Raw genomic sequence first — 21,805 nt, forward strand, 5'->3', positions numbered from 1 at the left:
CCTTGGATAAAAAGGAACTATTTGATACGGTGATTAATTTAGAAGAACAAATCGGTTCTCTTTATCGCCAGCTAGGTGATTTGAAAAATCATATCGGTGAAGTGATTGAAGAAAATCACCAGCTTCAGATGGAGAATCAGCACTTGCGTGAACGTCTGGATCAATCCGATCGAGATAAATCATCTGAGGCAGAGCATGATTCTGCCCAGAAGCCAAGTCATTCTGATATAGGAGAAGGTCATGATAACCTAGCTCGTTTATATCAGGAGGGTTTCCATATTTGTAATGTACATTATGGGAGCATTCGTAAAGAGGGAGACTGTTTGTTCTGTCTGTCATTTTTAAATAAAAAATGAGAAAAGGCTTCCGCTGAATCGGGAGCCTTTTTCACAGGAAAAGAAAGGATACATCATGGTTTCGTTAAGAGAAGATGAACGTTTAGACTACTTGCTCGCAGAAGATATGAAAATTATTCAAAGTAAAACGGTGTTCGCCTTTTCGTTGGATGCGGTGTTATTAGCAAAATTTGCGTATGTGCCGATTCAAAAAGGGGAGATCATTGATCTTTGTACGGGAAATGGCATCGTTCCATTGCTGCTTTCGACGAGATCCAAAGCCTCTATTACAGGGGTTGAAATTCAAGAACGCCTGTTTGATATGGCAAAGAGAAGTGTAGCGCATAATCAACTAGAGCAGCAGATTGAGTTGATTCATGGTGATTTGAATGACATGCCTAAACGGTACGGAAACCACAAAGTAGACGTGATTACTTGTAATCCGCCATATTTTAAGACTCCTTCTAAGGATGAAATCAATGAAAATGAGTATTTGGCGATCGCACGACATGAGATTCATTGTACATTAGAAGATGTCATTCGTGTTTCTTCCACTTTGCTGAAGCAAGGAGGCAAACTGGCAATGGTTCACCGCCCTGGACGTTTGCTTGAGATGATTGAAATGATGAAGAAATATAGAATTGAGCCAAAACGAATTCAATTTATTTATCCGAAACAAGGGAAAGAAGCGAATACCATTTTAGTGGAAGGGATGAAAGATGGAAAGCCGGATTTGAAAATCCTTCCGCCGCTGTTTGTTTATGGAGAAGATCAAGAGTATACAAAAGAAATCAGGACGATACTGTATGGAGAAGCATAGTCATTATTTCTATGTATTGAAATGTGCAGATGGTAGTTTGTACGCTGGGTATACAAATGACTTACAAAAAAGGCTGACTGCCCATAATAGTGGGAAGGGTGCAAAGTATACGAGAGCCAGACGACCGGTGGAACTTTATTATCACGAGTGCTTTTCAACCAAAAGAGAAGCCATGCAACAGGAATATCGTTTCAAAACATGGACACGTCGAAAAAAGGACATGTATATAGAAGAAAAGCAAACCAAAAAGGAGGCGGCACATGAAAAAGACACAGAAAAGCTTTGATGGTCAATCAGAATTGGGTATTCTTTATCTCGTACCAACCCCGATTGGAAACTTAGAAGATATGACGTTTCGAGCAATACAAACGTTAAAAGATGTAGACTATATTGCCGCAGAAGATACGAGACAAACGAAAAAGCTTTGTCATGTCTATGAAATTGATACCCCATTAACGAGTTACCATGAACATAACAAAAATAGCAGTGGTCACAAGTTAATCGAATGGTTAAAAGAAGGAAAGAATATTGCACTCGTGAGCGATGCAGGTTTACCGACGATCTCTGATCCAGGAGCCGAAGTGGTTCGAGACTTTACGGGCATCGGCGGCTATGTCATTCCGCTACCTGGTGCAAACGCAGCACTCACGGCGCTTATTGCGTCAGGAATCGCACCACAGCCATTTTTCTTTTACGGTTTTCTTGATCGTCAAAAAAAGGAAAAGAAAAAACAACTGGAAGCATTGAAGAAACGCCAAGAAACGATTATTTTCTATGAAGCGCCCCATCGGTTAAAAGAAACGCTGACTGTGATGAAAGAAGTGTGGGGGAACCGGAATATTGCCATTACGAGAGAACTGACAAAGAAATTTGAAGAGTTTATTCGTGGAGATTTAGAATATGCACTGACATGGGTGACAGAACAACAAATCCGTGGTGAGTTCTGTCTCGTCGTACAAGGAAATGATCAGGATGAAGAAGAATTGAATGAAGAAGCTTGGTGGAATTCTTTATCTGAAAAAGAGCACGTGATTCATTACATAAAAGAAGGGCTAACGTCAAAAGAGGCCATTAAACGTACTGCGGTCGAACGTGGTGTGCCAAAGCGGACGATCTATGATGCGTATCATATTGAACAATAAAGAAAGGTTCTTGCAAACGGTGCAAGAACCTTTTTATATAAAACTTATTTTTGTGATTGAAGTTGGTTTTGGATTTCGTTAATGATTTGCTCTGCACCTTCACGGCTAAGAACTAATTTACCATTAGCAAGTTTAAGGTTATCGTCTGATACTTCACCTGTTACTTGGCAAGTCATGTTTGGTTTATATTTTTTCAGGATAATTTTTTCATCATCAACATAAATTTCCAAAGCGTCTTTTTCTGCGATTCCTAACGTACGGCGAAGTTCGATTGGAATCACCACGCGTCCTAATTCGTCAACTTTACGTACAATACCTGTAGATTTCATCTTCATTCTCCTCCCAAAAAGTTCTTATTCTTAATATAATATTATCTTCGTCATTATTCGACAAATTCCTTACATTCCTAGCATAACAAGGTTTCCATAAATCGTCAATCATTTTGTTTACTATTGTTTGTAAAATATGACTCTTAAAGTCAAAAGACCTTGAAACTACTGGTGTATAAGGATTTTTCAGAATTTATCTGTAAAAATATGAGAAATGACGATAACAGATTAACAAGACTTTTGCCCTAATTTAGCCAATTGTAAATCTGGAAATAGATTTCATACGACAATATTCGACAAAATGTCGACAGGTTTGTCGTTTTTTTCGAAAAACTCCTCTTTTTCGATCTTTTCACCTTGTTCTATGTATATATGCTTGATCTTAAAGGCTAAGATGGTATCATAGAGGAAGCACAAGCGCAACAAATAATTGAATAATGCACATTTTAATGATTTTATAACCGCTCTCGTCCATTGGGCGGGAGTTTTTTGACATTTACACACAAGCAGGAGGTTCCGACATGCCGGAAAAGAAAAAAACGTTTTATCTGACTACACCTATTTACTATCCGAGCGGAAAATTACATATTGGACATGCTTATACGACAGTGGCAGGGGATGCCATGGCTCGATATAAACGTCTGCAAGGCTATGATGTGATGTATTTAACGGGTACAGATGAGCACGGACAAAAAATTCAGCAAAAAGCTGAAGAACAAAATATTACACCGATTGAGTATTTAGATCCGGTCGTTGCTGACATTAAATCATTATGGAAGAAACTCGACATTTCAAACGATGATTTCATTCGTACAACGGAAAAAAGACATACGAAAATCATTGAGCAAGTCTTCCAAAAGCTGCTTGATCAAGGAGATATTTATTTAGATCAATATGAGGGCTGGTATAGTATTCCTGATGAAACATTCTATACGGAAACACAGCTTGTTGATGTTGAGCGAAATGAGAAAGGGGAAGTCATTGGAGGGAAAAGCCCAGACAGTGGACACCCTGTTGAATTGATTAAAGAGGAATCATATTTCTTCCGTATGAGTAAGTATGCTGATCGCTTATTAGACTATTACGAAAAGAACCCGTCGTTCATTCAGCCTGAATCAAGAAAGAATGAAATGATTAATAACTTCATTAAACCGGGGTTAGAGGATTTAGCTGTATCAAGAACAACCTTTGATTGGGGCATTAAAGTACCTAATAATCCGAAGCACGTCATCTATGTATGGATTGATGCGTTATTCAACTACTTAACAGCGATTGGCTACGGAACCGACCAAGATGAAAAATATAAAAAATACTGGCCTGCCAACGTTCACCTAGTCGGGAAAGAAATTGTACGATTCCATACAATTTATTGGCCAATTATGCTGATGGCACTTGATCTGCCGTTGCCAAAACAAATTTTTGCACATGGCTGGCTGCTCATGAAAGATGGCAAAATGTCTAAATCAAAAGGGAACGTAGTAGATCCTGTTACGTTAATTGATCGCTATGGTCTTGATGCTCTTCGTTATTACCTGCTACGCGAAGTACCATTTGGTGCAGACGGTGTGTTTACACCAGAAGGATTCGTGGAACGTGTAAACTATGACCTTGCCAATGATTTAGGAAACTTGCTTAATCGTACAGTGGCGATGGTGCAAAAATACTTCGACGGTACATTAAGCAGCTATAAGGGACCAGTCAATGAGTTTGATGAGGAACTAAAAGCGGTAGCTGAACAAACGGTGAAAGCCTATGAAGAAGCGATGGAAAACCTCGAATTCTCAGTGGCTCTTTCAAATGTTTGGACATTAATCAGCAGAACGAATAAATATATTGATCAAACAGCTCCATGGGTGTTAGCAAAGGATGAAACAAAACGAAAAGAACTGCATTCTGTGATGTACCATTTAGCAGAATCACTCCGAATCACAGCCGTGTTGTTAACGCCATTCTTAACAAAAACGCCTGAGAAAATCTTCTTCCAGCTTGGAATTGAAGAAGAGAAACTCAAAAGCTGGGAAAGCATTCTTTCTTTCGGTGCGATCCAAAAAGCGACGGTACAAAAAGGTGAGCCATTGTTCCCTCGTTTAGAGGTTGAAGAAGAAGTGGCATACATTAAAGAGAAGATGCAAGGAAGTGCGCCTAAGGTAGAAGAAGAGTCAGTTGAAATAGAAGAAACTGAATTACCTGAACTGGGTGCCGAAATTGCCTTCGATGATTTCTCAAAAGTTGACCTTCGTGTAGCACAAGTATTGGAAGCAGCACCAGTGAAAAAAGCTGATCGTCTCTTAAAACTTCAGCTTGATTTTGGATTTGAAAAGAGACAAATTGTCTCAGGGATTGCCAAGCATTATCAACCAGAAGAATTGGTAGGGAAGAAGCTCGTCTGCGTAGCGAATCTCACACCAGTTAAACTGAGAGGGGAAATTTCCCAGGGAATGATTTTAACTGGAGAAACTGATGGTAAATTGCAGGTTCTTGAAGTAGATCAATCTCTAGCAAATGGAACAAAAATTTTATAATTCAACAAAGGTGTTCCACGTGTAACATTTCGTCGAACACCTTTTGTTTTTCAGAAGAATTGTCGAAAGGAGCAATCAACCATGTTATTTGATACACATGCCCACTTAAATGCTGAACAATATAATGAAGACTTAGAGCAGGTGATTGAAAGAGCCAAAAGTGAAAAGGTAGAGAAGATTGTGGTGGTCGGGTTTGATCGTCCAACCATTACGAGAGCGATGGAGCTAATTGAAGCATATGATTTTATTTATGCAGCCATCGGTTGGCATCCTGTTGATGCCATTGATATGACAGATGAAGATTTGGCTTGGATCAAAGAATTATCTCAGCATGAAAAGGTTGTTGCCATTGGAGAAATGGGTCTAGATTACTATTGGGACAAGTCGCCAAAAGATGTGCAAAAAGAAGTCTTTAGACGTCAAATTGCTCTTGCGAAAGAAGTGAATCTGCCAATTATCATTCATAACCGTGACGCTACGGAAGATGTAGTGACGATATTAAAAGAAGAAGGAGCGGCAGAAGTCGGAGGAATTATGCACTGCTTTACTGGCAGCCTCGAAATTGCAAAAGCGTGTATGGAAATGAACTTTTATATCTCATTCGGTGGACCTGTGACATTTAAAAATGCGAAAAAACCGAAAGAAGTTGTCAAGGATATTCCAAGCGATCGTCTTCTGATTGAGACAGACTGCCCGTATTTAACTCCAGCGCCATTTAGAGGGAAACGGAATGAGCCGAGCTATGTGAAATATATCGCAGAACAAATTGCTGAATTGCGAGAAATGAGCTTTGAAGAGCTTGCTGCATTGACAACAGAAAATGCGAAAAAAGTTTTCCGTATAAACTGACAGTATATGATGTCAATCCTTGTTTAAGCTTGTCCAATTGTGAAACATAACGAAAAAGTTCTACACGTTTGCGCCTCCTCATAGGATAAGTTGTCGATAAGTCTTTCTTCCCTTCCTTCCAAAAATCTCCCATAATAGGTTTACAATCGAGCATTTTTGTACAGTGGGTGGAAGGGTTGACAGGTTTTGAGATACTCTATATAATCTCTCCGAGGAGAAGGAGGCGTTTTTCATCGTACAAAAAATGAAAAATCTGTTTTCTGTCAAGCTAGGAAAAGGCAAGGTTTTATTTCTAGTCGCTTGCTTGCTTTTAGCTGGAACTGGGACGGCTTACGGTGCGCATGAGCTCACTAAGCAGTCTATTACCATTTCAATCAATGGCAAAGAGAAGACAATTCGTACACATGAAGAGACAGTAGCACAGCTGCTTTCAGACCTTGGAATAAGGACCAAGGCGGAGGATCATATCTCTCCAAGTCTAAATACAAAGATTCAAGACAACATGAACATTGTGTATGATGCGGCTATACCGGTTCATCTCACCCTAGATGGGAAAGAGAAAACGATATGGACAACAGATCAGACGGTTGGAGCATTATTGAAGAATGAGAAGATAGATATTGGGAAGCACGATCAAGTAACTCCAGGAAAGAATGACAAGATTAAAAAGAATATGGATCTTGTGGTTCAGCAGGCCTTCCAGGTCAGCTTAAACGATGGAGGAAAGGATAAGAAAGTGTGGACCACTTCGACTACGGTCGCTGACTTTTTAAAGCAACAAGAGCTGAAGCTCAAGAAGCACGATAAGATCAAACCTGCGTTACATAGTCACCTTTCTAAAAAAAGCGCAGATGTGAAGATCACTCGGGTGGAAAAAGTCACCGATGTAGTGGAAGAGAAAATTGCTTTTGATACCAAACATAAAAAGGATCGATCTCTTGAAAAAGGAAAAGAGAAGGTGCTTGAAAAAGGTGAAGAAGGTAAATTAAAGAAGCACTATGCCATTGTGAAAGAAAACGGCAAAGTGGTGTCTAAAGAATTAATTAAAGAGGTTACTGCAAAAGACAGCAAGGATCGTTTAGTGGCCGTTGGTACACAAGTGTCCAAGAAGGAACCTAAAGCGTCACCTGCGGTTTCAAGAAGTAATGAATCTTCAGGAAAAGAGTTCTATGTGACGTCTACAGCCTATACAGCGAGCTGTGCTGGATGTACGGGCAGAACGTCTACAGGCTTTAATTTAAAAGCAAATCCAGGTGCAAAGGTCATAGCAGTAGATCCGAGTGTCATTCCGCTGGGCTCTAAAGTGTATGTGGAAGGCTATGGGTATGCCGTTGCATCAGACACTGGATCTGCTATAAAAGGGAATAAAATTGATGTGTTCGTCCCAAGTAAGTCGGCAGCTTATCAATGGGGAAATAAACGAGTGAAAATTAGAGTGCTCAAATAAACACATCAAATCATTTATATGAACAGAGGGCTTTGCGCACCCTCTGTTTTTTTGGTTATAATAGAAGCACTGTTTTCTAATTAATTAGACGCAAAAACAGCATGGAAGGTTTCATTTTTTTTACAAAAAAATGAAGATTGTTTTTGCAAGCGGAGGAATACATGAAAATCAAAGAAATCATTGTGGTGGAGGGTCGTGACGACACTGCTAGAGTAAAGATGGCAGTTGATGCAGATACGATTGAAACGAATGGATCTGCCATTGGCGATACAGTCATTCAACAAGTGCGTCTTGCTCAGGAGACGAGGGGTGTTATCATTTTAACTGATCCTGATTTCCCTGGGGAAAAGATCCGTAAAACCATCGCAGAGGCTGTCCCTGGCTGTAAGCACGCCTTTTTACCAAAACACCTTGCGAAAGCGAAGCGGGACAAAGGAATTGGTGTTGAGCATGCTTCCTTGGATAGTATTCGAGAATGCCTTGCTCATGTCCATGAGGAAATGGAAGAATCAGAAAGCGAGATTACGTTAGACGATTTATTTGACGCAGGCCTTATCGGAGGCGAAGCATCAAAACGCCGCCGCGAACGATTAGGTGTGCTTTTAAATATAGGATATACAAATGCGAAGCAGCTGCAAAAGCGTCTTCACATGTTCCAAATAACGAAAGAGGATTTTATTGCGGCCTTAAAGACCGTCATGCAGGAGGAAGCCGATGAATAAAGATATTGCGACGCCCATCAGAACGAAGGAAATACTGAAGAAGTACGGTTTCTCTTTTAAAAAGAGCTTAGGGCAAAACTTTTTAATTGATACGAATATTTTAGATCGCATTGTCGATCATGCAGAGATTACGGATGAGACAGGTGTGATTGAAATTGGCCCTGGTATTGGTGCGTTGACTGAACAGCTCGCTAAACGGGCAAAGAAAGTGACGGCTTTTGAAATCGACCAGCGCCTATTGCCGATTTTAAACGATACGCTTTCTCCATATGATAATGTCACCATTATTCATCAAGATGTATTGAAGGCAGATGTAAGAAAGGTGATTGAAGAACAGTTTGCTGACTGTAAAGAAGTAATGGTCGTAGCAAACCTTCCTTACTACGTGACGACACCAATTATTATGAAATTGCTTGAAGAAAACCTTCCATTGAAAGGAATCGTTGTCATGCTGCAAAAAGAAGTAGCAGATCGCATGGCTGCTGTTCCTTCATCAAAAGAATACAACTCTTTGTCGATTGCGGTGCAATTTTATACAGAAGCGAAGACGGTCATGGTTGTGCCGAAAACAGTTTTCGTCCCACAGCCAAATGTGGATTCAGCCGTGATCAAACTAACTGTTCGTGAAACACCGGCGGTTTCAGTAGACAATGATACGTTTTTCTTTCAATTGATTCGTGCGAGTTTTGGCCAGCGCCGGAAGACATTGATGAATAACTTGATGAACAATCTGCCAGATGGCAAGAAACATAAAGCCATCATTGAAGAAGCCCTTGAAACAGCTGAAGTTGATGGGAAACGCCGCGGTGAATCATTGTCTATCGATGAATTTGCCCGTTTGTCCAATGTTTTACACAAAGCCCTTTCATAAGGGCTTTTCAGCGTGTAGACAAACCCCCGCATTCGGTGTCAGTCCTGCGCGCTGGTGCTCACGAATGTCAAATTCGCTCCGCGCCAGTACTCGTCCTTCCTAGACTGCAAAGGTTTTCTATCACGCTGAAAAGAAGACAAAGCTCTTTCATAAGGGCTTTTTTCTTTTGGTTTTCACCACTTCACCTGTTCAGGCATAGGCTAGAAAGAACAACACACCTGAAAGAAGAACAAGTGTAGCGTAAGACGATACCAACAGGATAAGAGCCTGATTGTGGAGTGAAAAGCATGCAATTTCAAATAGGAGATATGGTGACGAGGGCATCCTATCAGATGGATATTATGTTTCGTATCATTCGAATTGATGAGACAGACCAGCACGAAGCCACCGCCATTTTGCATGGGAATGAAGTGAGGCTGATTGCCGATGCGAAGATGTCAGATTTGGTCTTGATTCAAAAAGAGGAGCAGCTGACAAGAGAGAAGGACGATGAACGGAAAATTAACGAATCGCTCGACTTACTCAGGCAAGATTATCAGCTGCTTCGTGAAAAACAAGAGTATTATACGTCTGGACAATATCAGCATCAGGAGCAGTATTTTCATATGCCCGGAAAGGTTCTGCATTTAGATGGAGATGCTTCATACTTAAAGAAATGCTTAGATGTATATGAAAGAATCGGTGTACCTGTGTATGGTGTGCATTGCCACGAGAAGAAAATGCCAAGCATGATTGATTCATTAATTGATCAATATCGGCCTGATATTTTGGTCATCACAGGACATGATGCGTATTCTAAACAAAAGGGCGGTGTACACGATATCGGTGCATATCGTCATTCTCGTCATTTCGTTGAAACGGTTCAAAAGGCAAGAAGGAAGGTTCCGCATTTAGATCAGCTCGTGATCTTTGCAGGTGCCTGCCAATCTCATTTTGAATCATTAATTCAAGCAGGTGCTAATTTTGCAAGCTCACCCTCACGTGTCAACATTCATGCACTTGACCCCGTCTATATTGTTGCCAAGATCAGCTTCACTCCATTTGTAGATCGAATCAACGTGTGGGATGTGCTCCGAAATACACTGACGAGAGAAAAAGGTCTCGGAGGAATTGAAACAAGGGGTGTTTTAAGGGTAGGTATGCCATATAAAAGAGACCATGAATCGACATAACCCGACTGATTTCAGTCTGGTTTTTTTTATGCTCAAAAAGAAATTTCATATGAATACATAATTCACCGGAATTTGAGAAAAATAGGGAGGAGAAAAGGTAGAAGTTTGTCAAAATTATTTTGTTGACAATGGCTCGTGTTGGTTGATATAATTTAATTTTTATTTGACAAAAATGGGCCGTTGTTGTATAATTATCTCAGTGAGGTGGATGCAATGGCGAAGACTTTGTCCGACATCAAAAGATCGCTTGATGGTAACTTAGGTAAACGTTTGACGTTAAAGGCTAACGGAGGCCGCCGAAAAACAATTGAGCGTTCGGGCATTTTAGCTGAAACGTACCCTTCTGTTTTTGTGATTCAATTAGACCAAGATGAGAATTCGTTTGAAAGAGTTTCTTACAGTTATGCAGATATACTGACTGAGACGGTCGAATTAACATTCGATGATACCGCTAGCTCAGTCGCCTATTAATGGGCAGTGAACTTTTTGTTTACTGCTTTTTGTTTTGCCTTTTTTTCTGTATGGGAGGCTGTCCATTATTTGAAAGGGGTAAAAGGCAGGAATCGATGCAAAATAAGAAAGCCACGAATGAGTGGCGATGATTCGAATTCTCGACCAAAGGGGCTGTTTCGTTTGGGTAGACGCCGAGGCATTATGTCAGATGAGTTCAAATACGAGCTGGCGAAGGATCTTGGATTTTATGATACCGTCAAAAATGGAGGCTGGGGAGAGATTCGTGCGCGTGACGCGGGAAATATGGTCAAACGTGCCATTGAATTAGCTCAACAGCACATGGCTCAAGAAGAGAATCAACGATAAAGAAATGGTCAGGGATACCTCGGGTGTCTCTGACCTTTTTTGTTGAAAAGTGAGTGTGCTGAGCGTAAAAGCCAATATTCATCAGATCCATCAAATGTGATACAATATTGATACTTATGTTTAGATGGAGAAGTAGGTGAAATGTTTGCGTATTTTAGAAAAAGCACCGGCAAAAATTAATCTCTCACTTGATGTTCATGGAAAAAGACCGGATGGATATCACGAAGTGGAGATGGTGATGACAACAATAGATCTTGCAGATCGACTAGAGCTGACGGAGCTGGACAAAGACGAAATCCGTGTATCATCTCATAATCGTTTTGTGCCAGATGATCAACGGAATTTGGCTTATCAGGCAGCTAAATTGTTAAAAACAAGATTCGGTATTCAAAAAGGTGTATCGATTGTCATCACAAAAGCAATTCCCGTCGCAGCAGGTTTAGCTGGAGGCAGCAGTGATGCCGCAGCAGCGCTTCGCGGCTTAAACCGTTTGTGGAAGTTAAATCTCACGTTAGATGAACTAGCTGAGCTTGGAGCGGAGATCGGCTCAGATGTCTCTTTTTGTGTACACGGAGGGACAGCGCTAGCGACTGGACGTGGAGAGAAACTAAAGCATATTGCGACACCACCGCATTGCTGGGTGATTTTAGCGAAGCCGGTGATTGGGGTATCTACAGCTGAGGTCTACAGACAATATGACGCAAGCAAAGTAGAACACCCAAATGTACAGCGTATGATTAAAGCAATTGAAGCGAAAGATTATAAAGAGATGTGCGGCTCACTCGGTAACGTGTTGGAATCTGTGACATTAAAGATGTATCCAGAAGTAGATATGATTAAGAGACAGATGAAGCGTTTCGGAGCAGATGCTGTATTAATGAGTGGCAGCGGGCCTACTGTATTTGGCTTGATTCAATATGAATCAAAGGTGCAAAGAATATATAACGGACTGAGAGGATTTTGTGATCAGGTTTACGCTGTCCGCATGATCGGCGAACAAAATGCCCTTGATTAAATCCGTATATTAAGTTATATTATTCATAAATTATTCGGGTTCTGGGGGTAAGTTCATGAAGTTTCGTCGAAGCGGCAGATTGGTGGACTTAACAAATTATTTGTTAACCCACCCGCACGTACTAGTACCTTTAACTTTTTTTGCAGAGCGATATCAATCTGCGAAGTCCTCTATTAGTGAAGACTTAACGATTATCAAACAGACCTTCGAACAGCAGGGAATAGGGACTTTACTTACTGTACCTGGTGCTGCTGGCGGAGTGAAATATATTCCAAAGATTCATCTAAAAGAAGCAGACGAAGTCGTAAACGATATCGGAGAGGCATTATCAACTCCTGAACGTGTGCTTCCTGGCGGCTATTTATATTTAACTGATGTTTTAGGCAATCCATCGATTCTTGCGAAAATCGGTAAGCTTTTTGCGACCATTTTTGCGGATCGGCCGATTGATGTTGTCATGACTGTTGCGACGAAAGGTATTCCGATTGCCTATTCTGTTGCAGGTTATTTAAATGTGCCTGTTGTGATCGTTAGAAAAGATAATAAGGTAACTGAAGGGTCAACTGTGAGCATTAATTATGCATCAGGTTCTTCTAACCGAATTCAAACCATGTCACTTGCAAAGCGGAGCTTAGATAAAGGATCCAATGTGTTGATTATTGATGACTTTATGAAAGCAGGCGGAACCATTAATGGCATGATGAATCTTCTAGAGGAATTTAATGCAAATGTTGCAGGGATCGGTGTTTTATTAGAAGATGAAGGCGTAGATGAACGTCTTGTCGATGAATATGTATCGCTTTTAAAGCTTTCAACCATTGATATGAAACAGAAAATCATTGAGATCAATGAAGGCAATTTCCACGAATTTTTTCATTCGAAAGCTTAAGCTTTGATCAAACATGTATTTGAATGGGAGAGATTGATATGACAAAAGTTGTTCAAACCAAAAACGCGCCAGTAGCCATTGGACCTTACTCTCAAGGGATTATCGTCAATAACATGTTTTACAGCTCAGGGCAGATTCCATTAACGCCAGCTGGAGATTTTGTGAATGGAGATATTAAAGAACAAACACATCAAGTGTTCCAGAATCTTAAAGCCGTCCTTGAAGCAGCGGGCGCTTCCTTTGAAACAGTTGTGAAAGCGACGGTTTTTATTAAAGATATGGAACAATTCGCTGAAGTGAATGAAGTGTACGGTGAATACTTCCATACACATAAGCCAGCTCGTTCATGTGTAGAAGTAGCCAGACTTCCAAAAGATGCACTTGTAGAAATTGAAGTTGTGGCATTAGTGAAATAAACAGGCCATCTCTTTGGAGACCGTTTGGTTTCATTATATGTATGAAAAGACATCGTCATGATGTCTTTTTTCAAGCAATTGATGTAAGCGCCGCCATTAAAATGACAAAAAATGTATAAATATCCCGATATTTCAAAAAAGTTTAAAAAAAGAGCAGGAGAATCACCACAATCGTTGAATACCTAATTAATGCTTTTATATTGGGAAAAGGTGGTGAACTACTGTGGAAGTTACTGACGTAAGATTACGCCGCGTGAATACCGATGGTCGCATGAGGGCGATTGCATCCATCACGCTGGACCACGAATTTGTTGTTCATGATATTCGTGTGATTGATGGAAATAATGGGTTGTTTGTTGCAATGCCTAGCAAACGCACGCCTGATGGAGAGTTTCGTGATATTGCACATCCGATTAACTCAAGCACTCGGGGTAAAATCCAAGATGCTGTTTTAAATGAATATCATCGCTTAGGCGAAGAAGAAGAAACAATTGAATATGAAGAAGCTGGAGCTTCTTAATCATACGTGAATCCAAAAAGACAGCTTTAAGAGAAAATGGAATGTTTTCTTTTAAATGCTGTCTTTTTTGCGTTTTTCCTCACGATTCTTCTAGGTTTCAACCATTAGAAAATTAATGTACTTCCTCTTGTATCCTTGAAATCAGTCCTTATTTAGGATATATTTTTCTATGGATAATAGGGATATTGGAGGCCAATCAATGGATAAGCGGTTCGCAGTGATTTTAGCAGCGGGAAAAGGAACAAGAATGAAGTCAAAGTTATACAAAGTACTTCATCCAGTTTGCGGAAAGCCAATGGTCGAGCATGTGGCAGATCAAGCGTTAAAGCTATCTTTAGCCAAGCTTGTGACGATTGTCGGCCATGGAGCAGAGGACGTCAAGAAGCAACTTGGGGACAGAAGTGAATATGCACTTCAAGAAGAACAGCTGGGAACAGCACATGCCGTCAAACAAGCTAAATCGTTCCTCGCGCAGGAAAAGGGAACAACCATTGTCATTTGTGGAGATACACCATTATTGACAGCGGAAACAATGGAAGCCATGTTAAGCGAGCATCAAAAACAACAAGCGAAAGTGACGATTTTGACAGCACACGCGGATGACCCAACAGGCTATGGACGTATTCTTCGTGATGAAACAGGTGCTGTAGTAAAAATCGTCGAGCATAAAGATGCAAATGATGCTGAACGTCAAGTGAATGAAATTAATACTGGGACCTATTGCTTTTCAAATGAAGATCTCTTCCGTGTGATTGAGCAAGTGTCAAATGAAAATGCACAAGGTGAATACTATTTGCCGGATGTCATTGAAATTCTAAAGAATGAAGGACAGACAGTTGCAGCGTATCAAACACCGCATTTTGAAGAAACACTTGGAGTCAATGATCGTATCGCTCTATCACAAGCAGAGCAATTCATGAAGCGACGTATTAATCATCAGCATATGAAGAATGGTGTAACCTTGATTGATCCTGAGAACACGTATATCTCGCCAGATGCAGTTATCGGTGAAGATACAATGATTTATCCTGGGACGGTCATCAAAGGGAATGTAAAGATTGGTGCAGATGCTACAATCGGTCCGAACACTGAAATTGTTGATAGCGTCATCGGAGATCAGACAGTCATTAAGCAGTCTGTTGTCTGCGATAGTGAAGTTGGGGTAGATGTCACAATTGGACCGTTTGCTCATATTCGCCCGTTGTCGAAAATTGGCGATGAAGTGAAGATCGGGAATTTTGTCGAAATCAAGAAAACAGTTTTCGGTGACCGAAGCAAAGCGTCTCATCTAAGTTATATTGGAGATGCAGAGGTCGGTACGGATGTAAACCTTGGTTGTGGATCTATTACAGTTAATTATGATGGGAAGAACAAATTCTTAACGAAGATTGAAGATGGCGCCTTTATTGGCTGCAATTCAAATCTCGTTGCACCAGTCACTGTCGGTAAAGGGGCATATGTTGCAGCCGGTTCAACGGTTACAGAAGATGTACCGCAGGATGCACTGTCTATTGCTAGAGCAAGACAAGTCAATAAAGAAGATTATGTGAAAAATATTCATAAAAAATAATCCAAATACCCGGAGGTTTACCATGTCTAATCGTTATGCTGATGCGAATTTAAAGATATTCTCTTTGAATTCAAACCCTGAACTTGCCAAAGAAATTGCCGATCGTATCGGAGTTGATGTAGGAAAGAGCTCTGTTAAACGTTTTAGTGACGGTGAAGTCCAAATCAATATTGAAGAAAGTATCCGCGGCTGTGATTGTTATGTTATTCAATCTACTAGTGCGCCAGTCAATGAGCACATTATGGAGCTACTCATTATGGTAGATGCACTAAAACGCGCTTCTGCGAAAACGGTCAATATTGTCATCCCTTATTACGGATATGCACGTCAAGATCGTAAGGCAAAACCTCGTGAGCCAATCACGGCGAAGCTTTTTGCGAACTTACTTGAAACAGCAGGTGCTACACGTGTCATTGCACTTGATCTTCATGCGCCGCAAATCCAAGGTTTCTTTGATATTCCAATCGATAACTTAATGGCTGTGCCAATCTTAACAAACTATTTCGAACAGAAAAACTTGAATGATATCGTTGTTGTGTCTCCTGACCACGGTGGTGTTACGCGTGCGCGCAAAATGGCGGACCGCCTGAAAGCACCAATCGCAATTATCGACAAACGTCGTCCGAAGCCGAACGTGGCTGAAGTGATGAATATCATTGGGAACATTGAAGGCAAAACGGCGATTCTCATCGATGATATCATTGATACAGCTGGTACGATTACACTTGCTGCAAATGCACTTGTGGAAAATGGAGCGGCTGAAGTCTATGCTTGTTGTACTCACCCAGTATTGTCTGGACCAGCAGTAGAACGTATTACAAACTCTAAAATTAAAGAATTAGTTGTGACAAACAGTATTCACTTAACAGATGACAAGAAAGTTGGAAAATTCATTCCGCTTTCAGTTGGGCCTTTGCTTGCAGAAGCCATCATTCGTGTACATGAAGAAGAATCTGTGAGCTACCTTTTCAGCTAATTTTCTGATTGAAAAAGGCCCCTAGGCATCAGCTTGGGGTCTTTTTGCTGTGATAAATGAAAGCCAAACATGTTTAAAATGATTCAGTTATGGGTATTTATGAAAGTAGTGACAAAAAAGAAATAGGATGGTGCTGAATATGGCAACTTTAAAAGCAAATAAAAGAACTGATTTCAAACGTTCCACACTGCAAAAAATCCGTCATTCAGGACACGTTCCTGGTGTCATATACGGAAAAAATACAGACAACCTGGCTGTTTCATTAGACAGCATTGATTTATTAAAGACATTACGTGATGAAGGAAAAAATACAATCATCACATTAGACGTTGGCGGTGAAACAAAATCTGTGATGGTGACAGAATTGCAAACAGATCCGTTGAAAAATGAGCTTGTCCACGCTGATTTCCAAGTGGTCGACTTACAGCGAGAAATTGACGCAGACGTACCTGTACAACTCATTGGCGAATCCAAAGGGGTAAAGGATGGCGGTGTGCTTCAGCAGCCACTATTTGAGCTATCCATTACAGCGAAACCAAAGGATATCCCGCAAAATATTGAAGCTGATATTACAAACTTAGAAGTAAATGACGTACTAACAGTCGGTGATCTGTCTGTTCAGTCAACGTATCAAATGAATAATGATCCAGAAGAAGTTGTTGCTTCGATCTTACCACCTCAGCAATCAGAGGTTCCAGAGCCAGATAGTGAAGAGAAAACGCAAGAGCCTGAGGCCATTAAAGAAAAAGATAACAGCGAAGAATAACTGGTCAATTAGAGACGTAACCCTCCCGCGGTTACGTCTTTTGTGCTAGAATGAAAAGAATTCATACGTTTTGCATGAGGCAATCACATTGGCTCATTTTTTAGGCGTGTGCATGTGCGACAAAGGAGGTTATTGGTTTCATGATTGCGTTCGTTGGATTAGGTAATCCAGGCAAAGAATATGAAAAAACAAGACATAACGTCGGGTTTATGACAATAGATGAATTATCAAAAAAATGGGACATCCCATTAAATCAATCAAAATTCCATGGACAATATGGAACTGGGTTTGTTTCAGGTCAAAAGGTTCTACTTGTGAAGCCTCTTACATATATGAACTTATCAGGGGAATGTGTGCGTCCGCTGATGGATTACTATGATATTCCCCTTGAACATTTGAAGGTCATCTACGATGATCTTGATTTGCCAACGGGACGGATTCGTTTGCGTACAAAAGGAAGTGCAGGCGGACATAACGGAATCAAATCGTTAATTCAGCATTTAGGTTCACCAGAATTTGACCGATTCCGTATCGGCATTGGCCGTCCACAAAACGGCATGAAGGTCGTCGATTACGTGCTAGGACGCTTCTCAGAAGAAGAACAGCCTGATATCTCATCTGCTATTCAAGCATCTATTGAAGCTTGTGAAGCGGCTTTAACAAAGCCATTTTTAGAAGTGATGAATGATTTTAACAAGAAGGTATAAGAATGATAAGCAAAGCACATACTGATCATAAAATCTCAGCATGGGAGGATCACGTATGGCTTTGCACTATTACTGCCGGCACTGTGGTGTAAAGGTTGGCAGTCTAGATGAATCCGCTGTCCAAAGTGAAGCACTTGGATTTCATCACTTAACAAATGAGGAAAGAAACGATATGATTTCTTATAGGGAAAATGGTGATTTACATGTACAAACCATTTGTGAGGATTGCCAAGAGGCGCTCGAAAGAAATCCTGATTACCATCAGTATCATACTTTTATTCAATAAAAAGCTTTGGTGTAGATATTAGACCAAAGCGTTTTTCTGTTTTAAACAAGCAGGGAGGAGGAGCCAAATGAAAAACATACAATCATTTATCAAACAAAGTGATGATTTTCAGTCCATTTTTAACGGACTAAAAGAAAGGTTAAAAGAACAGCTGCTCGCCGGACTATCAGGCTCCGTCAGATCTTTATTTACAGCCGCCATATCAGACGAATTAAAGCGGCCGATGTTTATTGTGACACACAACTTATATCAAGCGCAGAAGGTGACAGATGATCTAGCCAGTGTGATGCCAGATCGCTCGGTCCTTCTTTATCCTGTCAATGAACTCATTGCATCTGAAATTGCTGTGGCAAGCCCTGAGCTTAGAGCGCAGCGTCTTGATGTATTGAATCGTCTCGCGAATGGAGAAAATCCGATTGTCGTGACTCCAGCAGCTGCAGTGCGTAGAATGCTTCCGCCTGTTGAGCTCTGGAAGGACAGTCAGATCCATTTAAAGGTTGGTGAAGAAATTGATTTGGAGGCGTTTTCAAAACAACTCGTGCAAATCGGTTATGACCGGACGTCCATGGTCGCTGCGCCCGGAGACTTTAGTGTACGCGGTGGAATCATCGACATTTATGCGTTAACGGAAGACCACCCGATCCGTATTGAGCTGTTTGATACAGAAGTGGATTCTATTCGGTCCTTCCACTCTGACACGCAGCGTTCATTGGAAACACTTCAAGAAATCAAGATTGGCCCGGCGAAAGAGCTGATTGTAAGAGGGCCTGAACGAGTGAGAGCGATTGAACAGCTTGACGAAGGTCTTGCCAGCAGCTTAAAGAAATTCAACTCGGATAAACAAAAAGAGCTGCTCCATCAGAATATTTCTGCTGATCGTGAGAAGCTGCTAGAAGGTATTGTGACACAAGAAATGACGAAGTATCTGTCCTATTTCTATGAAAAACCTGCTAGTTTGCTAGATTATACATCGCAGGATACGATTATCATTCTAGATGAAATCAGCAGAATTCAGGAGATGGAAGAACAGCTTGAACAGGAAGAAGCAGATTGGACAATTAGTCTGCTGGAAGAAGGGAATATCCTGCATGATTTAGCCCTTTCCTTCCCATTTCAAGAGCTGTTCAATCAGCAATCGAGGTCGATTCTGTACTATTCCTTATTTTTGAGACATGTTCAGCAGACCAATCCGCAAAATATCGTCAATGTATCTAGTAAGCAAATGCAGAATTTCCATGGGCAGATGAATGTGCTTGCAAGTGAAATTGAACGCTACAAAAAGCAGAATTATACGGTTGTCTTTTTAGGTGCGGATGAAGAGCGGACAGAGAAGCTGTCATCTGTCTTGCATGATTATGACATTGAAGCAGCTCTTGCTAAACCTGATGCTGAGCTTGTCAGCGGGCAAGTATATATTTTACAAGGTGAGCTTCAAACCGGTTTTGAACTACCTTTATCCAAGATTGCTGTCATTACAGAGGGTGAACTTTTCAAGAAACGTGTGAAGAAGCAGGCACGGAAGCAAAAGCTAACGAACGCAGAGCGAATCAAAAGCTATTCAGAACTGCAAGTGGGCGATTATGTGGTGCACATTAACCACGGGATCGGTAAGTATTTAGGAATTGAAACGCTTGAAATTGGCGGCATTCATAAAGATTATTTAAATATTCATTATCAAGGAAGCGACAAGCTTTATGTACCCGTTGAACAAATTGATCAGGTGCAGAAGTATGTAGGGTCAGAAGGAAAAGAACCAAAGCTGTACAAACTAGGTGGCAGCGACTGGAAACGTGTGAAGAAAAAAGTAGAATCATCTGTGCAGGACATTGCAGATGATCTGATTAAGCTGTACGCAGAACGTGAAGCAAGCAAAGGGTATGCCTTCTCGCCTGACCATGAGATGCAGCGCCAGTTTGAATCTGCATTCCCTTACCAAGAAACAGACGATCAAATTCGCTCGATTCATGAAATCAAACAAGACATGGAACGGGAGCGCCCGATGGATCGTCTGCTTTGCGGAGATGTGGGCTATGGAAAAACAGAGGTGGCGATTCGAGCGGCCTTCAAAGCCATTGCTGACGGGAAGCAGGTGGCACTGCTTGTACCAACAACGATCTTAGCGCAGCAGCATTTTGACACGATTATGGACAGATTCCAAGACTATCCTGTTAAAATCGCTCAGCTTAGCCGCTTCCGTACACGAAAAGAAACAACAGAAACATTAAAAGGGCTGAAAAATGGAACGATTGATATGGTCATTGGGACGCATCGTCTTCTTTCAAAAGACATTGTGTACAAGGATTTAGGACTGTTAATCATCGATGAAGAGCAGCGCTTCGGTGTGACGCATAAAGAGAAAATTAAACAAATGAAAGCCAATATTGATGTGCTGACGTTAACGGCAACGCCAATTCCTCGTACGCTTCATATGTCGATGCTTGGCGTACGTGACTTATCTGTTATTGAAACGCCACCTGAGAACCGTTTCCCAGTTCAAACCTATGTTGTCGAGTACAATGGTGCGTTAGTCAGAGAAGCCATTGAGCGAGAACTGGCAAGAGGCGGTCAAGTGTACTTCCTTTATAACCGAGTGGAGGATATTGAACGAAAAGCAGATGAAATCTCGATGCTTGTTCCAGACGCAAAAGTAAGCTATGCGCACGGGAAAATGAGTGAGAATGAGCTGGAATCCGTGATGATTAATTTCCTAGAAGGTGAATCGGATGTACTCGTTAGTACAACTATTATCGAAACGGGCGTAGACATTCCAAATGTGAACACGCTCATTGTTCATGATGCTGATAAAATGGGGCTTTCGCAGCTGTACCAGTTAAGAGGACGAGTTGGGCGCTCGAATCGTGTGGCCTATGCTTATTTCACTTATCGAAAAGATAAAGTGCTTTCTGAAGTAGCTGAGAAAAGACTTCAAGCCATTAAAGAATTCACTGAGCTTGGGTCAGGCTTTAAAATTGCGATGCGTGACTTAACGATTCGAGGAGCAGGGAATTTACTTGGTGCACAGCAGCATGGATTTATTGATTCTGTTGGCTTCGACCTTTACTCTCAAATGCTGAAAGAAGCCATTGAAGAAAGAAGAGGCGATACGACTGCTCAAGAAAAATTTGAGCCGGAAATTGATCTCCAAATTGATGCCTACATTCCAGATAGCTATATTTCTGACGGCAAGCAAAAAATCGAGATGTATAAACAGTTTAGAGCGATTGGATCTATAGAAGAGCGGAAAGAGCTTCAAGATGAAATGATTGACCGATTCGGAGAATATCCGCAAGAAGTGGCTGATTTGTTCACGATTGCGACGATGAAGGTGTACGCCGTGCAGGAACGTGTCGAGTTGATCAAGATGGAGAAAGGCATTGTCAGACTCACTCTCGATGAAAAAGCAAGCAGCGACATCGATGGTCAAAAATTATTTGAGCTTGGCAGTCAATATGGACGCGATATCGGTCTTGGAATGGAAGGCAGCAAGCTGATTATTTCTGTTCAAACGAAAGGCAAGAAAACAGAGGAGTGGCTTGAAGTCGTTCTTCGTATGCTTCGAGGTCTTCAAGATGTGAAAAAAGAAACCATTCCATCTTCATAAAATTTTGTTGGTCTCTCGTGTATATTACGTT

Annotated in this window: 23 protein-coding genes; 22 read left to right on the top strand and 1 reads right to left on the bottom strand. The window is 41.0% G+C overall.

Annotated features, from left to right (window positions below):
* Positions 1-2 precede the first annotated feature (2 nt).
* The 4 genes from yabA to rsmI are packed head-to-tail and all read left to right on the top strand — an operon-like array spanning position 3 to position 2,297.
* Positions 3-356, top strand: a complete 354-nt coding sequence (gene yabA / locus NST57_RS00240) for a DNA replication initiation control protein YabA (protein ID WP_007496228.1) — start codon at positions 3-5, stop codon at positions 354-356.
* 55 nt (positions 357-411) lie between these two features.
* Positions 412-1,155: a tRNA1(Val) (adenine(37)-N6)-methyltransferase gene (locus NST57_RS00245; RefSeq protein ID WP_142153533.1), complete on the top strand. Its 744-nt coding sequence runs from the start codon at positions 412-414 to the stop codon at positions 1,153-1,155.
* Complete coding sequence (locus NST57_RS00250) at positions 1,142-1,441, top strand: GIY-YIG nuclease family protein (protein ID WP_148944817.1); 300 nt, start codon at positions 1,142-1,144, stop codon at positions 1,439-1,441. Before NST57_RS00245 ends, NST57_RS00250 begins: the two co-directional genes overlap by 14 nt.
* Positions 1,416-2,297 carry a 16S rRNA (cytidine(1402)-2'-O)-methyltransferase gene (gene rsmI / locus NST57_RS00255; RefSeq protein ID WP_142153538.1) on the top strand — a complete coding sequence of 294 codons (882 nt, stop codon included), beginning with the start codon at positions 1,416-1,418 and terminating at the stop codon, positions 2,295-2,297. Before NST57_RS00250 ends, rsmI begins: the two co-directional genes overlap by 26 nt.
* Positions 2,298-2,341: 44 nt before the next feature.
* Here the strand turns inward: rsmI and NST57_RS00260 are convergent, their stop codons facing one another.
* Positions 2,342-2,632 (bottom strand): AbrB/MazE/SpoVT family DNA-binding domain-containing protein, encoded by a 291-nt coding sequence (locus NST57_RS00260; RefSeq protein ID WP_087975202.1) that lies wholly within the window; start codon positions 2,630-2,632, stop codon positions 2,342-2,344.
* A 515-nt stretch (positions 2,633-3,147) separates the two neighbouring features.
* Here NST57_RS00260 and metG point away from each other — a divergent pair.
* From metG to mfd, 18 genes are all read left to right on the top strand, one after another.
* Positions 3,148-5,148, top strand: coding sequence for a methionine--tRNA ligase (gene metG, locus NST57_RS00265; RefSeq protein WP_341297819.1), 2,001 nt, complete (start codon positions 3,148-3,150; stop codon positions 5,146-5,148).
* A gap of 81 nt (positions 5,149-5,229) precedes the next feature.
* Complete coding sequence (locus NST57_RS00270; protein WP_007496220.1) at positions 5,230-5,997, top strand: TatD family hydrolase; 768 nt, start codon at positions 5,230-5,232, stop codon at positions 5,995-5,997.
* A gap of 244 nt (positions 5,998-6,241) precedes the next feature.
* Positions 6,242-7,444, top strand: a complete 1,203-nt coding sequence (locus NST57_RS00275) for a G5 and 3D domain-containing protein (RefSeq protein WP_008341879.1) — start codon at positions 6,242-6,244, stop codon at positions 7,442-7,444.
* 161 nt (positions 7,445-7,605) lie between these two features.
* Positions 7,606-8,166, top strand: a complete 561-nt coding sequence (rnmV, locus tag NST57_RS00280; RefSeq protein ID WP_008341876.1) for a ribonuclease M5 — start codon at positions 7,606-7,608, stop codon at positions 8,164-8,166.
* Positions 8,159-9,037, top strand: a complete 879-nt coding sequence (gene rsmA / locus NST57_RS00285; protein WP_142153547.1) for a 16S rRNA (adenine(1518)-N(6)/adenine(1519)-N(6))-dimethyltransferase RsmA — start codon at positions 8,159-8,161, stop codon at positions 9,035-9,037. The genes rnmV and rsmA overlap by 8 nt, the downstream gene beginning before the upstream one ends.
* Positions 9,038-9,324: 287 nt before the next feature.
* Complete coding sequence (gene yabG / locus NST57_RS00290; protein WP_007496216.1) at positions 9,325-10,209, top strand: sporulation peptidase YabG; 885 nt, start codon at positions 9,325-9,327, stop codon at positions 10,207-10,209.
* A 213-nt stretch (positions 10,210-10,422) separates the two neighbouring features.
* Positions 10,423-10,680: a biofilm formation stimulator Veg gene (gene veg, locus NST57_RS00295; protein ID WP_003217979.1), complete on the top strand. Its 258-nt coding sequence runs from the start codon at positions 10,423-10,425 to the stop codon at positions 10,678-10,680.
* A gap of 162 nt (positions 10,681-10,842) precedes the next feature.
* Positions 10,843-11,028: a small, acid-soluble spore protein, alpha/beta type gene (locus NST57_RS00300; RefSeq protein ID WP_017366434.1), complete on the top strand. Its 186-nt coding sequence runs from the start codon at positions 10,843-10,845 to the stop codon at positions 11,026-11,028.
* 145 nt (positions 11,029-11,173) lie between these two features.
* The gene (ispE, locus tag NST57_RS00305) at positions 11,174-12,043 is read left to right on the top strand and encodes a 4-(cytidine 5'-diphospho)-2-C-methyl-D-erythritol kinase (RefSeq protein WP_142153550.1); all 870 of its coding nucleotides are present in this window, start codon (positions 11,174-11,176) and stop codon (positions 12,041-12,043) included.
* Positions 12,044-12,098: 55 nt separating this feature from the next.
* Positions 12,099-12,932, top strand: a complete 834-nt coding sequence (purR, locus tag NST57_RS00310; RefSeq protein WP_008341862.1) for a pur operon repressor — start codon at positions 12,099-12,101, stop codon at positions 12,930-12,932.
* Between the two features lie 38 nt (positions 12,933-12,970).
* The gene (ridA, locus tag NST57_RS00315) at positions 12,971-13,348 is read left to right on the top strand and encodes a 2-iminobutanoate/2-iminopropanoate deaminase (RefSeq protein WP_142153552.1); all 378 of its coding nucleotides are present in this window, start codon (positions 12,971-12,973) and stop codon (positions 13,346-13,348) included.
* Between the two features lie 223 nt (positions 13,349-13,571).
* Positions 13,572-13,868 carry a septation regulator SpoVG gene (spoVG, locus tag NST57_RS00320; protein WP_008357439.1) on the top strand — a complete coding sequence of 99 codons (297 nt, stop codon included), beginning with the start codon at positions 13,572-13,574 and terminating at the stop codon, positions 13,866-13,868.
* 199 nt (positions 13,869-14,067) lie between these two features.
* A complete protein-coding gene (gene glmU, locus NST57_RS00325) occupies positions 14,068-15,438 on the top strand; it encodes a bifunctional UDP-N-acetylglucosamine diphosphorylase/glucosamine-1-phosphate N-acetyltransferase GlmU (protein WP_142153554.1) in 1,371 nt (456 codons plus the stop codon).
* 22 nt (positions 15,439-15,460) lie between these two features.
* On the top strand, positions 15,461-16,414 hold the full coding sequence (locus tag NST57_RS00330) for a ribose-phosphate diphosphokinase (RefSeq protein WP_003217907.1): 954 nt from the start codon (positions 15,461-15,463) through the stop codon (positions 16,412-16,414).
* A 139-nt stretch (positions 16,415-16,553) separates the two neighbouring features.
* Entirely contained in the window at positions 16,554-17,180 is a 627-nt protein-coding gene (locus NST57_RS00335; RefSeq protein ID WP_142153556.1) for a 50S ribosomal protein L25/general stress protein Ctc, read from the top strand.
* Positions 17,181-17,320: 140 nt separating this feature from the next.
* Complete coding sequence (gene pth / locus NST57_RS00340; RefSeq protein ID WP_142153558.1) at positions 17,321-17,887, top strand: aminoacyl-tRNA hydrolase; 567 nt, start codon at positions 17,321-17,323, stop codon at positions 17,885-17,887.
* Between the two features lie 55 nt (positions 17,888-17,942).
* Positions 17,943-18,173: an anti-sigma-F factor Fin family protein gene (locus tag NST57_RS00345; protein ID WP_003217967.1), complete on the top strand. Its 231-nt coding sequence runs from the start codon at positions 17,943-17,945 to the stop codon at positions 18,171-18,173.
* 67 nt (positions 18,174-18,240) lie between these two features.
* Positions 18,241-21,774, top strand: coding sequence for a transcription-repair coupling factor (gene mfd, locus NST57_RS00350; protein WP_341297820.1), 3,534 nt, complete (start codon positions 18,241-18,243; stop codon positions 21,772-21,774).
* The last annotated feature ends 31 nt before the right edge of the window (positions 21,775-21,805 follow it).

This window comes from Bacillus sp. FSL M8-0077 (genome assembly GCF_038050255.1).
Taxonomy (GTDB): Bacteria; Bacillota; Bacilli; order Bacillales; family Bacillaceae; genus Bacillus; species Bacillus altitudinis.

Excerpts from the sequence above, each read along its gene's own strand:
- NST57_RS00245 (WP_142153533.1), top strand. The coding sequence starts at position 412 with ATGGTTTCGTTAAGAGAAGATGAACGTTTAGACTACTTGCTCGCAGAA.
- NST57_RS00250 (WP_148944817.1), top strand. The coding sequence starts at position 1,142 with ATGGAGAAGCATAGTCATTATTTCTATGTATTGAAATGTGCAGATGGT.
- rsmI (WP_142153538.1), top strand. The coding sequence starts at position 1,416 with ATGAAAAAGACACAGAAAAGCTTTGATGGTCAATCAGAATTGGGTATT.
- NST57_RS00260 (WP_087975202.1), bottom strand. The coding sequence starts at position 2,632 with ATGAAGATGAAATCTACAGGTATTGTACGTAAAGTTGACGAATTAGGA.
- metG (WP_341297819.1), top strand. The coding sequence starts at position 3,148 with ATGCCGGAAAAGAAAAAAACGTTTTATCTGACTACACCTATTTACTAT.
- NST57_RS00270 (WP_007496220.1), top strand. The coding sequence starts at position 5,230 with ATGTTATTTGATACACATGCCCACTTAAATGCTGAACAATATAATGAA.
- NST57_RS00275 (WP_008341879.1), top strand. The coding sequence starts at position 6,242 with ATGAAAAATCTGTTTTCTGTCAAGCTAGGAAAAGGCAAGGTTTTATTT.
- rnmV (WP_008341876.1), top strand. The coding sequence starts at position 7,606 with ATGAAAATCAAAGAAATCATTGTGGTGGAGGGTCGTGACGACACTGCT.
- rsmA (WP_142153547.1), top strand. The coding sequence starts at position 8,159 with ATGAATAAAGATATTGCGACGCCCATCAGAACGAAGGAAATACTGAAG.
- yabG (WP_007496216.1), top strand. The coding sequence starts at position 9,325 with ATGCAATTTCAAATAGGAGATATGGTGACGAGGGCATCCTATCAGATG.
- veg (WP_003217979.1), top strand. The coding sequence starts at position 10,423 with ATGGCGAAGACTTTGTCCGACATCAAAAGATCGCTTGATGGTAACTTA.
- purR (WP_008341862.1), top strand. The coding sequence starts at position 12,099 with ATGAAGTTTCGTCGAAGCGGCAGATTGGTGGACTTAACAAATTATTTG.
- ridA (WP_142153552.1), top strand. The coding sequence starts at position 12,971 with ATGACAAAAGTTGTTCAAACCAAAAACGCGCCAGTAGCCATTGGACCT.
- glmU (WP_142153554.1), top strand. The coding sequence starts at position 14,068 with ATGGATAAGCGGTTCGCAGTGATTTTAGCAGCGGGAAAAGGAACAAGA.
- NST57_RS00330 (WP_003217907.1), top strand. The coding sequence starts at position 15,461 with ATGTCTAATCGTTATGCTGATGCGAATTTAAAGATATTCTCTTTGAAT.
- NST57_RS00335 (WP_142153556.1), top strand. The coding sequence starts at position 16,554 with ATGGCAACTTTAAAAGCAAATAAAAGAACTGATTTCAAACGTTCCACA.
- pth (WP_142153558.1), top strand. The coding sequence starts at position 17,321 with ATGATTGCGTTCGTTGGATTAGGTAATCCAGGCAAAGAATATGAAAAA.
- NST57_RS00345 (WP_003217967.1), top strand. The coding sequence starts at position 17,943 with ATGGCTTTGCACTATTACTGCCGGCACTGTGGTGTAAAGGTTGGCAGT.
- mfd (WP_341297820.1), top strand. The coding sequence starts at position 18,241 with ATGAAAAACATACAATCATTTATCAAACAAAGTGATGATTTTCAGTCC.